Here is a 13,358-nt window from a genome sequence, read left to right as displayed (position 1 = left end):
CCCCCCCCCCCCTGGCCCCCCCGGGCGGCGCCTCCCGCCGGCCCGCCGCGGTGGCGGGTGAGCCCTCGCTGCCCTCCCACCACATCGCCCCGGCGCCCGCGGCCGCGCTCGATCCGGACGAGGGCCGCAACATCCACTTCGTCCTCACCGGTGACGGCGACGGGCCCGCGACCCTGATCGTGGTCGCCAATGCCCTCGTGCTGGACGAGGTATCGCTGCGCGCGGTCGTCGACCAGCTGACCACCGCGTGGAGCAGGGGCAGGCACGCCGCGCCGTTCGCGCCGGACGCCGGCCTCGGCGACCTGGTGCGCAGGCTCGCCGACTACCCGGGAAGCGCCCGCGCTCGCGCCGAACGCGCGTACTGGCATCGCGCGATCCGGTCCAGGGCCGCGGAATCGGTCGACCTGCGCCAGCGCAACCGGGTCTCGCTCAGCATCACCGGCGAGGGCACCGCCGCGGTGAGCACCGTCGCCGAGGCCTACCGCGCCACCGTCGACGAGGTGCTGCTCACCGCGGCCGCGCTGGCCCTGTACACCGCCGCCGACTCCCCGGCGGCGCGGGCGATCGGCACCGTGGTGCGGCTGCGTGCCGACCAGCGGGTGCTCGGCAGGCCCGACGCGGAGAACGTGGTCGGCGGCTTCACCACCGACTACCCGCTGGCCCTGCGCCTGGACGGGGTCGACGTCGCCGACGCGCTGGTCGGCGGCCCGGCCGCCGGGGCGGCGCTGGCCCAGATCAAGGAGCTGCGCCGGACGGTGCCCGCCCACGGCGCCGGGTTCGGGCTGCTGCGTCACCTCGACGGCGACGCCGCCGACAGCGTGCGCACCCTCGACCGCGGCCGGTTCGCGGTGCGCTTCCGCGATCTGCGCCCGGCCCGGGTGCACACCGACCTCGCCGCCGACGACCTGGCGCTCGTCCTCACCGTCGACGCCACCGACGACGGCATGGTCGCCCGCTTCGACTACGCCACGGCGGTCCTCACCGCCGACGACGTCAAGGCCTTCGCCGAGCACTGGATCCGCGCGCTCGGCGGTCTCGCCGAACACGGATTGCGTCCCGGTGCGGGCGGTTTCACGCCGTCGGACTTCCCGCTGGTGCGGCTCGGCCAGGCCGAGCTCGGCCGCCTGGTCCGGCGCTATCCGCTGCTCGGCGACATCTGGCCGGTGACGCCGTTGCAGTCCGGCATGCTGTTCCACGCGCTGCTCGCGGAGAACTCGGTGGACCCCTACATCACCCAGTTCGTCCTGGACCTCGACCCGGCCGTGGACGACGAGCGGCTGCACCAGGCCGCGCAGACCGTGCTCGACCGGCACGACAACCTGCGCGTGGCCTTCGCGACCGACGCGGCGGGCACCCCGCTGCAGGTGGTGCTCGAGGATCTCGACGTGCCGTGGCGCGTGATCGACGCCGACGCCGCCACCTACCCGCGGATCAGGGCGGCCGACCTGGCCACCCACTTCGACATGGCCACCGCGCCGCTGCTGCGCTTCACCGTGGTGCGCACGCCCGACACCGCGCACCTGCTGGTCACCAGCCATCACATCCTGATCGACGGCTGGTCGATGCCGCTGCTGCTGCAGGAACTGCTCATCGCCTACGCCGTCGGCGGCCGCACCCGGCGCCTGCCCAAGGTCGCGCCGTACCGCGACTACCTGGCCTGGCTGGCCGACCAGGACCCCGAGGCCGCGCGCCAGGCCTGGCGCGCCGCGCTCACCGGACTGGCGGAGCCGACACCGCTGGCCCCGGTCGACCAGGGCCGCGAGATCGCCACGGGGACAGGCGAAACCGGTTTCGTCCTCACCGAGGCCGACACCGCCGCGCTGAGCGAACTCGCCGCGCGCCTCGGCGTCACGGTGAACACGGTGGTCCAGGCGGCGTGGGGCCTGCTCATCGCCCGCCTGGTCGATCGCGACGACGTGGTCTTCGGCGCCACCGTGTCCGGCAGGCCCGCAGACCTCGACGGCGTGGAGAGCATGGTCGGCCTGTTCCTCAACGCCATCCCGGTCCGGGTACGGGTGCGGCCCGGCGACACCGTCGCCGAACTGCTGCGCGGGCTGCAGGGCGAGCAGGCCGAATTGCTCGACCACCACTACCTCGGGCTCGGCGAGATCCAGGAGATCGCCGGGATCGATGCCCTGTTCGACTCGCTCGTGGTCTTCGAGTCCTTCCCCGTCGACCGGGCCGGGCTGGCACAGGCGGCCTCCGGCTCGGCGGGCGTGCTCGGCATGGACGCCGCCAACGGCACGCACTATCCGCTGACCGTGCAGGTCGTCGCGGACTCCCAGCTGCGCGTCTCGGTGAAGTACCTGCGCGACGTCTTCGGCGAGCCGACCGCGAACGCGCTGGCACAGCGGCTCTCGATGCTGCTGGCCCGCTTCACCGCGGCCCCGGACGCGCGCGTCGCCGAGATCGACGTGCTGCTCGCCGAGGAACGCGCGACGCTGGCCGCGGTCAACGCCACCGACGCGCCCGAACTGCTCGACGAGGCGACCCTGCTCACCCTGTTCGACGCGCAGGTCGCGAAGACCCCCGACGCCGTGGCGCTCGTCGACGGCGAAACCACCCTCACCTATGGCGAATTCGACGCCAGGGTCCGCGCGCTGGCCACCGCCCTGCGCGCCGAGGGCGCCCGGCCGGAGACCCTCGTCGCGGTCGCCATGCGTCGCGGTATCGACCTGGTCACCGCGATCTACGCCGTGCTGCGCACGGGGGCCGCCTACGTGCCGGTCGACCCGGACCATCCGGCCGAACGCACCGAACGGGTGCTGGCGGCGGCGGCGCCGATCCGCGTCCTCACCACCACGGGGACCGGATTCGCCACGACCGCACCGGTACCCGTTCTGGCGATCGACACCCTCGACCTCGGGTCCGGGACGGCGGAGTTCGCGCGGCCACGGCCGGACAGCCTCGCCTACGTCATCCACACCTCCGGCTCCACCGGAAAGCCCAAGGGCGTCATGCTCACCCATCGGCAGCTGGTCGCCCAGTTCCGCTGGGCGCAACGGACGTACCCGCACGGTCCCGGCGACGTGGTGCTGCACAAGACGCCGGTCACCTTCGACATCTCCACCTGGGAACTGTTGTGGCCCTTGCAGACCGGTGCGGCCGTGGTCATCGCCGCGCCGGACGGTCATCGCGATCCGGTCTACCTCGCCGGCGTGCTCGTCGAACGTGGCGTCACCACGGTGCATTTCGTGCCGTCCATGCTCGACGCGTTCCTCGCCGACGGTGGCGCGCGCGAGTACCCGGCCCTGCGCCGGGTCTTCGCGGCCGGTGAGGCGCTCTCGACCGCGACCGCCCGGCGGTTCGCGGACGCGCTGCCCGGCGTCGACCTGATCAACTGGTACGGCCCGGCGGAAGCGACGGTCGTCACCGCGGCCACCGCCGAACCCGATGCGGGCGTGAGTATTCCGATCGGTAGCCCGGTCGCCAACACGCGCGTGTATGTACTGGATCGCCAGCTGCGCCCGGTCCCGCCCGGCACGGCGGGTGAGCTGTACCTGGCCGGCGTGCAACTGGCCCGCGGCTACCTCGCCGCACCCGCGCTGACCGCCGAACGGTTCGTCGCCCATCCCGGCGGCGAGCGGCTCTACCGCACCGGCGACGTGGTCCGGCTCACCGCCGGCGACACCCTGGAGTACCTGGGCCGCAGCGACTTCCAGGTGAAACTGCGCGGCCAGCGGATCGAACTCGGTGAGGTCGAGGCCGTGCTGCGCGATCACCCGTCGATCCGGCACGCGGCCGTCGCGCTCGTGCACGGACCGACCGGTGACCGCCTGGTCGGCTATGTGGTCCCGGTCGACGCGCCGACGGAGGAGCCCGCGCCGTCGGCCCCGGCCGCCGGATACTCGATCGAGAGCGGCGCGGCGGCCGTCGGCCTGGACGAGACGGCCCTGCTCGCCCACGCCAGGTCCGCGCTGCCGTCGTACATGGTGCCGTCCGCCCTGGTGACCCTGAAGTCGTTGCCGCTCAACGCCAGCGGCAAGCTCGACCGCAACGCGCTGCCCGTCCCCGCAGTCACCACCCGGCCCTACCGCCCACCGGCCACGCCGCTGCAGCGAGCCGTCGCCGAGGTGTTCGCCGAGGTGCTCGGCGCGGGCAAGGTCGGCCTGGACGACGACTTCTTCGAGCTCGGCGGCAACTCGCTGATCGCCACCAAGGCGATCAGCAGGCTGCGCACCCGGGTCGGCGCCGACGTGCGGGTGCAGTGGTTCTTCACCGACGCCACCGTCGCCGCGCTCGCCGCGCGCATCGACGCCGCCTCCGGGGACTACGACCTCGAATCCGACGACGCGCTCGGCGTGCTGCTGCCCATCCGCAACCGGGTACCGCACGGCACCGAGGCGAGCGGGCCGCTGTTCTGCGTGCACCCGATGTACGGCCTGTCCTGGTGCTATGCCGGGCTCGCCCAGTACATCCCGTCGCGCAGGCCGATCTTCGGTCTGCAGTCTCCCGCGCTGAGCGAGGCCGGCTACCTGCCCGGCACCCTCGCCGAGATGGCGCGACGCTACGTCGACGAGATCAGGGCCGAGCAGCCGCACGGTCCGTACCGGCTGCTCGGGTGGTCGCTGGGCGGTGTGCTCGCGCACGCCGTGGCCACCCAGCTACAGGCGGCGGGGGAGCGGGTGTCGCTGCTGGCGATGCTCGACTCGCACCCCGACATCGACGTCCCGGACTTCCACACCGCAGTGCGCGACGCCCTGGCCGAACTCGGCGTCGACGTGAGCGCGGCACTGCCCGCGTCCGGCGTGCGCGACCTCAGCGAGGAGGGGCTGGCCGCGCTGCACGCGATCATCCCCGCGAACATGGCCGTGCTCACCCCGGAGCGCGTGCGCCGGATCTACCGCAGCGCCGTGCGCTCGGCCGAACTCATCGCCGAGCACCGGCCGGGGGTCTACCGGGGCAGGCTCGAGTACTTCAGCGCCCTCGGACACGACACGGCGGCGGCGAATTGGGCGCCGTATGTCGACGGCGAGGTCCGCGATCGACCGGTCCCGGTGGTGCATGATCAGATGACCTCACCGCAGGCGCTGGCCGAGATCGGCCCGCAACTGGCGGAGCTGCTCGACGCCGGCGACCGGGAAACCAGGGCACGGTGACACCGGTGTGGCTGGTGAGGCATGATGTGTCCCGCGCTGTTGTAACGATTCCTACTGTTGTCGCGGCGGGGTAACCCGTAGGGTTCTCCCGTGGTGCAACCCATTCGAAACGAAGCGAAGGTGCGAAATTGATTCGTCGGCACACCCGGCGTCGCGGCTCCCGCGCCGCGGCGATGATCGCGGCGACCGCAGTGGCCGCCGGACTGCTGTCCGGCCTCGGCGCGAGTCCCGCCTCGGCTGATCCGATCATCGATTCCAAGAGCCTGCTCGCCAACCCCGTTTCCGAGGACGGCTCCAAGATCGTCAAGGCCGAGGTGAAGGATTCGCGCAGCCTGCGGCTGCACGTGTACTCCGCGGCCATGGACGAGAACATCATCGTCGACGTGCAGCGCCCCGCCGACGCCTCCGTCCCGCGCCCCACCCTGTACCTGCTCAACGGTGCGGGCGGCGGCGAGGACTCCGCGTCCTGGGTCGCCAAGACCGACGCGCTCGAGTTCCTCGGGGACAAGAACGTCAACGTGATCCAGCCGATCGGTGGCTCCTGGAGCTACTACACCGACTGGATCAAGGACGACCCGGTCGTCGGCCGCAACAAGTGGAAGACCTTCTTCACCGAGGAGCTGCCTCCGCTGGTCGACGGCGCGCTGGGTACCAACGGCGTGAACGCGATCGCGGGCCTGTCCACCTCGGGCACCACCGTACTGGCGCTGCCGATCGCCAAGCCCGGCCTGTACAAGGCGGCCGCGGCCTACTCGGGCTGCGCGCAGACCTCCGACCCGGTGGGCTCGGAGTTCGTCAAGCTCACGGTGGAGACCTGGGGCGGCGGCGACACCATGAACATGTGGGGTCCGCAGGGCTCGGAGGAGTGGGTCAAGAACGACCCGTACGTGAACGCCGAGGGCCTGCGCGGTCTTGACCTCTACATCTCCACCGGCAACGGCCTGCCCGGTCCGTACGACACCCTCGACGGCCCGTACGCCCTGCCCGGCGCCTACGGCCTGGCCAACCAGATCGTCATCGGCGGCGTCATCGAGGCGGGCACCAACTACTGCACCCGCAACCTGTCGAACCGGCTCAACGAGCTCGGCATCCCGGCGACCTTCAACTTCCGCCCCAACGGCACCCACTCGTGGGGCTACTGGAAGGACGAGCTGAAGCTGTCGTGGCCGACCCTGGCCCGCGGCCTCGGCCTGTAGGTCCCGCTCGCTCGACGAACCGCCCCGGGTACCACCGGGGCGGTTCGCATTTTCCCGACTCTCTCTCGCCGTTTGCGAATTGTGGTTAACTTAGGTTGACTGGTCCGACGTTGCCCAGCGGTGGCGTCAACCCAGTCGAGAGCCCGGTTCGCGGAACGGAAAGTGAGTGCATGGTCGCCGATCGCAGTGAGGCCGAACGCGCCTGCGAGCCGACCGAAGCACCGGCGAAGGTCGTGCGCCGCAGGCCCAAGGACCGCAAGATGCAGATCATGCGGGCCGCCGCCCGCGCGTTCAGCGCCCGCGGCTACTACCCGGTCGGCGTCGACGAGATCGCGGCCGAGGTCGGCATCTCCGGGCCCGCCCTCTACCGCCACTTCGCCAACAAGTACGCGCTGCTGGTCGCCGCCGCCGAGGCGGGCGCGCGCGGGCTGCGCGATGTCGCCAAGGCCGCCGACGACCCGGCCGCCGGCCCGGAGGCCAGGCTCGACGCGCTGCTCACGGCCGTCGCCGAACAGAACATCGACATCCGCCGCGAAGGCGGTCTCTACCGCTGGGAACGGCGCTACCTCGAGCGCGAGGACCGGGTTCGCATCCGCGCGTTCTACCGGGAACTCGAGGCACTGGTCGCCGCCCCGATCGCCGAGCTCAGGCCGGAGCTGACCGAGGACGACGTGACCGTGCTCGCCGTCGGCGCGCTGTCCGCGCTGGCCAGCATCGCCGCACACCGCACCACGCTCTCGCACGCGCGCATCCTCGCGCTGCAACTCGACATGGCCTGGTCGATCGTGCGCGCCGACCTGCCGCCCGCGCCCGCTGAGCCCGACCACGGCAAGCCGAACCGCGGCCTCCCGGTCACCTCCAAACGCGAACAACTGCTCACCGAGGCGATCCGGATCTTCGGCCGCAACGGCTACCACGAATCGGGCATCGAGGAGATCGGCGCCGCCGTCGGCATCAACGCCTCCAGCGTCTACCGGCACTTCGACAGCAAGGCCGACCTGCTCGCCGCCGCCTTCCACCGCACCGGCGACCGGATGGCCGTCGCGATCGGCGAGGCGCTGGCCGAATCCGAGAACCGCGCCGACGCCGCGCGCCGCATCGCCGACCGCTACGCCAGACTCACCTTCTCGACGCCCGAGATCATGCCGGTCTACTACGCGGAGTTCAGCAACCTGCCGCAGGCCGAGCAGCACCGGCTGCGCGCCCTCCAGCGCCAGAACATCCTCGAATGGGCCAACCTGCTCGACGACGACCCCATCGAGGCCCGCTTCCGGGTGCACGCCGCCATCGGCCAGATCATCGATGTCGGCCGTCTGCTGCGCTTCGACTCCCGCCCCGAACAGCTCGCCCGCCTCGCGGCGCTCACCGGCGCCGTGCTGCTCGGCGACGCACCGAAGCCGGACTGAGGCGCGCGGTCAGCGCCCGTGCCGGAGCCGGAACAGGACCTTGGTCGTGCGCAGATACCGGGGGTGGCGATCGAACGTGGACAGGAGCACCGGCGCCCGGTACCGCCTGCGCGCGATCGACATCGTGCGGCTGAACTCGTGCAACCCCTGCTCGCCGTGGCTGTGCCCCTGGCCGTACTCGCCCACCCCGCCGAACGGCAGGGCCGGAATCCCGGTGAACGCGGTCGACGAATTCACCGTCACCACACCCACACTGAGCTGCTCGGCGATGAATTCCGCGCTGGGGATGTCGCGGGTGAACAGGGTGACCGCGATGCCGTTGCCTGCGGCGTTCACCCGGGCCACCGCGTCACCGAGATCGGCCACCCGGTTCACCACCAGCACCGGACCGATGCCCTCGCCAGTGATGGCGATGCTCTCCTCCGGCACCTCGGCCAGCACGATCGGCTCCACATACGGATCGCGGAACGAGTCGAGCCCGCCGAGGACCGCGTGGCCGCCGCGCGCGATCGCGTCGCGGACCTGCTTGCGCACCACGTCGATCTGGGCGGCGTTGATCATCGGGCCGTAGGAAGCGCGATTGTCGGCGCCCGGCCGCAGCTTCGCGGCCCGGTCGGCCGCCCTGGCCAGGAAGTCGTCGAACACCGAGTCGGCGACATAACAGCGCTGGATGCCCGAGGAGTTCTGGCCCGAGTTGGCCATCGCCCCGAACACGGCGGCCTCGGCGGCGGCGTCGAGGTCGGCGTCGACGTGCACGATCATGCTGCCTTTGCCGCTGTGCTCCACCACGACCGGCGTGAGCGTCTGCGCGCACAGCGCGATCACCTCGCGCCCGCCCGGCTCCGGCCCCGCGTAGGCGATCTTGTCGACCTTGGCCTTGCACAGCGCGGTCGCCGTGCGCGTGTCGCCGGTGACGGCCTGCAATACCGGCTGATCGGGGACGACGGCGGCCCAGCTGCGCGCCAGCCACACCCCGACACCGGTGGTGATCTCGTGCGGGTGGAACACCACGGCGTTGCCCGCCGCCATCGCGTAGGCGATCGAGCCCATCGGCGTGAAGACCGGGTTGTTCCACGCGCCGAGCACGCCGACCACGCCGAGGGGTAGATAGCCGACCGAGGCATGCTGGTTGCGGGTGAACCACCCGGTCGCCAAGCGTTTCCGGCCCAGCGCGCGTGCGGCGTTGCGGGCGGCCCAGTCCAGATTCTCGACCGCGAGCATCACCTCGAGCGTCGCGTCGGCCTCCGGCTTGCCGGTCTCGGCGCGCAGCAGCTCCACCAATTCGCCCGAGTTCCTGGCGATCTGGGCCCGCCAGGCCAGCAGCAGGCGGCGACGTTCGGCGAAACTCAGTTCGCCCCACCAGTTCTGGGTCGCGCGCGCCGTACGCACCGCACGGGTCACCTCGGCGGGACCGTCGACGGAATACTGCGCGAGCTGTTCGCCGGTGCGCGGGTCGAACGACGTCAGCACGTCGGACCGTCCCGTCGGCGCGGCGGTGGCCTCTGTCATCGTCACCTCTCACAGGAGATCGAACGCGCCCGGGCACGGGCAGGTGAGACGAGTGTTTCCCCGTCGGCCAGCGTATGGGCGTCGGGGCGAGCCGACAAGGTCGATGCACTGCCCTAGTGCTGCCCTCGTGACCAAGAGCACACGACAACGGCCGGGTGAACGGCCGGACCGGTAACATCGCGCCGAACGGTACAGATCACTTACCGACAAGCTAATTTCCGTGATGGTGGAGAGTTGATGCCGAGTTCGATCTCAGTGGATTCGCCCGCAGGGGGCGTCGCGTCGCGTGGCGATGAGCCCGCGGTGCTGGTGTCCGATGTGCGCAAGTCCTTCGGCGACGTGCACGCGTTGCAAGGCATCAGTTTCCGTGCCGAGAAGGCCAGCGTGCTCGGCATCCTCGGGCCCAACGGCGCGGGCAAGACCACCACGGTCAAAATCCTGTCGACGCTGCTTCGCCCCGATTCCGGCACGGCAGTCGTCGCGGGCCACGATGTGCGCACCGACCCCGCGGGCGTGCGCCGCGCGATCATGATGACCGGCCAGTACGCCGCCCTCGACGAGAACCTGACCGGCCGCGAGAACCTCGAGCTGTTCGGGCGGTTGATGGGCCTGTCGAAGTCGGCCGCCCGCAAGCGCGCGGAAGTGCTGCTCGAGGAGTTCGACCTGGTCAGTGCCGGTAAGCGGGCCGTGCGCAACTACTCGGGTGGCATGCGCCGCCGCGTCGACATCGCCTGCGGGCTGGTCGTGCGGCCCGAGGTCGTGTTCCTCGACGAGCCGACCACCGGCCTCGACCCGCGCAGCCGCCAGGGCGTGTGGGACCTGGTCACCGCGCTCAAGAACCAGGGCATCACGGTGCTGCTCACCACGCAGTACCTCGAAGAGGCCGACGTGCTCAGCGACAACATCATCGTCATCGACAAGGGCACCGTCATCGCCGAGGGCACCGCCGACCAGCTCAAGGCCAAGACCGGCGGCAGCTTCTGCGAGATCGTCCCGCTCGACCCGAGCCGCCTCGCCGCGACCGTCGAGGCGCTCGGCGACCTGGTGCCCGCCGCCGTCGCGGCCGAGATCGCCGGCGCCGACAAGCTCTCCGTGCCCGCGCCCGACGGCGCCGCGACCCTCGCCGAGGCGCTGCGCAGGCTCGACAGCGCCGGCATCGAGCTGGCCGACATCGCGCTGCGCAGGCCCTCGCTCGACGACGTGTTCCTGTCGATCACCGGACATTCGGGCGGCCACTAGTGAGCGCTCCGACGGTCGCGGAAACGACCCTGTTCGACGACCTACCCGCGGCGCGTCCGAGCAGCTTCGCGCAGTGGCGCGCGCTGACCGGCCGTGTCGTGTGGACCATGGTCACCAAGGGCGAGCTGATCGTCGCCGTGCTGTTCCCGCTGGTGATCACCGTGGCCTTCTACCTGCCGCTGCGGTACGTGATGAAGGTCCAGGGCATCGACTACGCGCAGTACGTCATGCCGATCATCGTGCTCCAGACCATGGCGATGACCATGATGTCGAACGCGCAGCTGGCCGCGTTCGAGGCGCTCACCGGCCTGAGTTCGCGGTTGCAGACCATGCCGATCGGCTCGCTGGTGCCGCTGGTCTCACGGATCAGCGCCGGCCTGGTGCGCTCGGTGATCTCACTGGCCGCCACCATCGGCTACGGCTACCTGATCGGGTTCCGGTTCACCGGCGGCTGGCTGCAGGCGCTGGCGTTCTGCGGTTTCGCGCTGGCCGTCGGCCTGGTGCTGACGCTCGGCGCCGACGCGCTCGGCAGCCTCACCAAGAATCCCGAATCGCTCAGCCAGGCGCTCACCCTGCCGATCCTGATCTTCGGAATGCTGTCCACCGGGTTCGTGCCCGAGCAGGCCTTCCCGAGCTGGGCGCGCGGCTTCGCCCGCAATCAGCCGATCTCCCAGGCCGCCCAGACGCTCAGCGACATGGCCGCGGGCCAGCTGACCTGGGCGGGGACGTGGGTCTCACTGGCGTGGCTCGGCGGCCTGGCCATCTTCTTCCTCCCACTGGCTGTGTGGGCGAGTGTGAGGCGATCATGACGACGACGACCCCCGAGCGGCACTCGCTGCCCGCCGACGAGACCGCGGCGCTGCTGCCGGTGGTGCACGCCAAGCCGGAAGGCTCGGTGTCGCTGTGGGTGACCCACAGCCTCCTGCAGTGCAAGCGCCTGCTGATGGTGTGGCTGCGCGATCCGGCGACGACGATCCAGACCATCGTCTACCCGGCGGTGACGCTGCTGATGTTCCGCATCGTGCTCGGCGACTACATCACCGCCTACGGCGGCATGCCCGCGATCTACGGCCAGGCCGCGCTGCTCACCCTGGTGGCGGCCATGACCGGCGCGGTGGTCAGCGCGCTCGGCTTCAAACGGGAGAAGGCGGCGGGGCTGCTCAGCCGGTTCTACACCATGCCGCTGAACAAGGCCTCGCTGTTGACCGGCCGGTTGCTGGCCGAGGCGGTGCGCATCCTGATCACCACCGTGATCGTGCTGCTCGTCGCGGTGCCGCTGGGCTTCCTGTTCATGGAGGATCCGCTCACCAACATCGCGCTGATCTGCGTGCCGGTGCTGTTCGGCCTCGGCTTCGCGGTGATGGTGACCGCGCTGGCCACCATCACCGAGGGCGTGATGCTGATCAGCCTGATCGGCATCGTCAACACGCTGCTGATGTTCTTCAACACCGGCTTCGTCCCGATCGTCGCGTACCCGACCTGGTTGCAGACCATCGTGGAGAACCAGCCGATGAGCTGCGCGATCAACGCGATGATCGGCCTGTCGTATGGGGGGCCGGTGGCCGAGCCGCTGCTGAAGACAGTGGCCTGGACGGTCGGCATGGTCGCGGTGTTCGCCTACCCGGCGATCGTCGGCTACAAGCGCGCCGCGCAGACCGCCTGATCGCACGAGCGCATCGCCCCGGAGTCCGTGTGACTGCGGGGCGATCGCCGTTTCAGTGGGTCGGCGCCTCGGCGGGCGCGAACGGGTAGTCGACCCAGCGGTTCCGGTTGGTCCAGCCGACGAGGTCGTAGCGCCAGCGGAACGGCCAGGTGTGGGCGACGGTGTTGAACAGGACCGCGCCGAGGGCGGTGTAGTCGTCGTGGGCGGAGAGCAGCGCCCGCTGCCCGCGCGCGGATTCGGTGAAGAACGCCTCGAACATGGCGATCGACTGATCGGTGGTGAGCCTGCCGAGTCCCCACAGCCCGCGCATCCGCATCCAGTACACCGCGCGCGCCCGCCACGGCCACAGCGCCTCGATCGGATCACGACCCTGCTGAACAGCGGCGACGGCGGTGTCGACCAGTGCGAGCGAGTCGGCCACCGAGTAGCCGGTGCACGGGTGCATCATTCCGCCGCGCGATCCGAACGGCACGGCGACGGCGGTGCCCTTCTTCGGCGGCGGCTGGTCGAGGGGGTAGTGCGCGGCCTCGTGCGGCTCGTCGCCGGTGAGGCGGATGCCGTGCGCGGCCAGCCTGCTCAGCGTCCGCTTGCGCAGCTCGTGCTGGGGCATGCCGCCGCGCAGGCCGAGGCTGGTCTCCTCGAAGATCACCGTGCCGTCGCCGAGCGGCACCGCGTACAGGAACGACGGCGGCTCGTCGGGGCCCGCGCCGTTCTCCGGCCGCCAGTCCAGCAGCAGCCCTTCGCCGTCGGCCACCATCGGCGCCGCGGTCGCCGCGTCGACGAAGATGCCGTGCGCGGAGGCGGCCCTGCGCTTGCCGAGGGTCGGCAGGCCGCGAGTGTCGAACACCGTGTGCGCCGAGATCAGCGTGCCGCCCGCCAGCTCGACCTGGTGCTGGTCGACCCTGGTCGCCCGCTCGGCGAACACCGTCGCGTCGTCGAGGGCGAGCGCGGCGTGCAGGCCCGCCTTCGACAGCACGCAGTACGGCCGTTCGATCCGATGCTCGGTCTTGGTCCAGACCGTCGGCGCGGCGATCCGCTGGGCGATGGCGCTGTCGGGCAGCCAGCCGGGCAGTTCGTCCACCCAGCAGGAGAACGTCGGCGGGAACAGCCGGTCCGGTCGCGGGTCCACCGCGGCCACCCGCAACCCCGCTCCGGCGGCGCGATGCGCCAGCGCCCGCCCCGTGGGACCGAGCCCGACCACGCACACATCGAATTCCCGCACACTCACGTCCGCATTCAAGCCCGT

Annotated in this window: 8 protein-coding genes; 6 read left to right on the top strand and 2 right to left on the bottom strand. The window is 71.2% G+C overall.

Features of this window, described 5'->3' with window-relative positions:
• Nucleotides 1-50: 50 nt before the first annotated feature.
• The 3 genes from QH270_RS04435 to QH270_RS04425 all read left to right on the top strand — a co-directional run bounded on the left by QH270_RS04435 (nucleotide 51) and on the right by QH270_RS04425 (nucleotide 7,701).
• The gene (locus QH270_RS04435; RefSeq protein WP_280339021.1) at nucleotides 51-5,099 is read left to right on the top strand and encodes a non-ribosomal peptide synthetase; all 5,049 of its coding nucleotides are present in this window, start codon (nucleotides 51-53) and stop codon (nucleotides 5,097-5,099) included.
• Between the two features lie 173 nt (nucleotides 5,100-5,272).
• The gene (locus QH270_RS04430; protein WP_280339023.1) at nucleotides 5,273-6,295 is read left to right on the top strand and encodes an alpha/beta hydrolase; all 1,023 of its coding nucleotides are present in this window, start codon (nucleotides 5,273-5,275) and stop codon (nucleotides 6,293-6,295) included.
• Nucleotides 6,296-6,465: 170 nt separating this feature from the next.
• On the top strand, nucleotides 6,466-7,701 hold the full coding sequence (locus QH270_RS04425; RefSeq protein WP_280339019.1) for a TetR/AcrR family transcriptional regulator: 1,236 nt from the start codon (nucleotides 6,466-6,468) through the stop codon (nucleotides 7,699-7,701).
• A 9-nt stretch (nucleotides 7,702-7,710) separates the two neighbouring features.
• Here QH270_RS04425 and QH270_RS04420 read toward each other — a convergent pair whose 3' ends face one another.
• Complete coding sequence (locus tag QH270_RS04420) at nucleotides 7,711-9,210, bottom strand: aldehyde dehydrogenase family protein (protein ID WP_280339018.1); 1,500 nt, start codon at nucleotides 9,208-9,210, stop codon at nucleotides 7,711-7,713.
• A gap of 237 nt (nucleotides 9,211-9,447) precedes the next feature.
• Here QH270_RS04420 and QH270_RS04415 point away from each other — a divergent pair, with 237 nt between their 5' ends.
• From QH270_RS04415 to QH270_RS04405, 3 genes are read left to right on the top strand one after another with little or no spacing between them, the layout of a single operon-like run.
• On the top strand, nucleotides 9,448-10,449 hold the full coding sequence (locus tag QH270_RS04415) for an ATP-binding cassette domain-containing protein (RefSeq protein ID WP_280339017.1): 1,002 nt from the start codon (nucleotides 9,448-9,450) through the stop codon (nucleotides 10,447-10,449).
• On the top strand, nucleotides 10,449-11,258 hold the full coding sequence (locus QH270_RS04410) for an ABC transporter permease (protein ID WP_280339016.1): 810 nt from the start codon (nucleotides 10,449-10,451) through the stop codon (nucleotides 11,256-11,258). Before QH270_RS04415 ends, QH270_RS04410 begins: the two co-directional genes overlap by 1 nt.
• Nucleotides 11,255-12,112: an ABC transporter permease gene (locus QH270_RS04405; RefSeq protein ID WP_280339015.1), complete on the top strand. Its 858-nt coding sequence runs from the start codon at nucleotides 11,255-11,257 to the stop codon at nucleotides 12,110-12,112. Before QH270_RS04410 ends, QH270_RS04405 begins: the two co-directional genes overlap by 4 nt.
• Before the next feature lie 52 nt (nucleotides 12,113-12,164).
• On the opposite strand, the gene QH270_RS04400 is transcribed toward QH270_RS04405, so the two are convergent.
• Complete coding sequence (locus QH270_RS04400) at nucleotides 12,165-13,340, bottom strand: lycopene cyclase family protein (RefSeq protein WP_280339014.1); 1,176 nt, start codon at nucleotides 13,338-13,340, stop codon at nucleotides 12,165-12,167.
• Between the last annotated feature and the right edge of the window lie 18 nt (nucleotides 13,341-13,358).

Origin of the sequence: Nocardia neocaledoniensis, from assembly GCF_029868625.1 — a bacterium.
GTDB classification, from domain to species: domain Bacteria; phylum Actinomycetota; class Actinomycetes; order Mycobacteriales; family Mycobacteriaceae; genus Nocardia; species Nocardia neocaledoniensis_A.
The sequence above is the reverse complement of the archived record's forward strand: the minus strand, read 5'-3'. Positions and strand labels throughout refer to the sequence as shown.

Excerpts from the sequence above, each read along its gene's own strand:
- QH270_RS04430 (WP_280339023.1), top strand. The coding sequence starts at position 5,273 with ATGATCGCGGCGACCGCAGTGGCCGCCGGACTGCTGTCCGGCCTCGGC.
- QH270_RS04425 (WP_280339019.1), top strand. The coding sequence starts at position 6,466 with ATGGTCGCCGATCGCAGTGAGGCCGAACGCGCCTGCGAGCCGACCGAA.
- QH270_RS04420 (WP_280339018.1), bottom strand. The coding sequence starts at position 9,210 with ATGACAGAGGCCACCGCCGCGCCGACGGGACGGTCCGACGTGCTGACG.
- QH270_RS04415 (WP_280339017.1), top strand. The coding sequence starts at position 9,448 with ATGCCGAGTTCGATCTCAGTGGATTCGCCCGCAGGGGGCGTCGCGTCG.
- QH270_RS04405 (WP_280339015.1), top strand. The coding sequence starts at position 11,255 with ATGACGACGACGACCCCCGAGCGGCACTCGCTGCCCGCCGACGAGACC.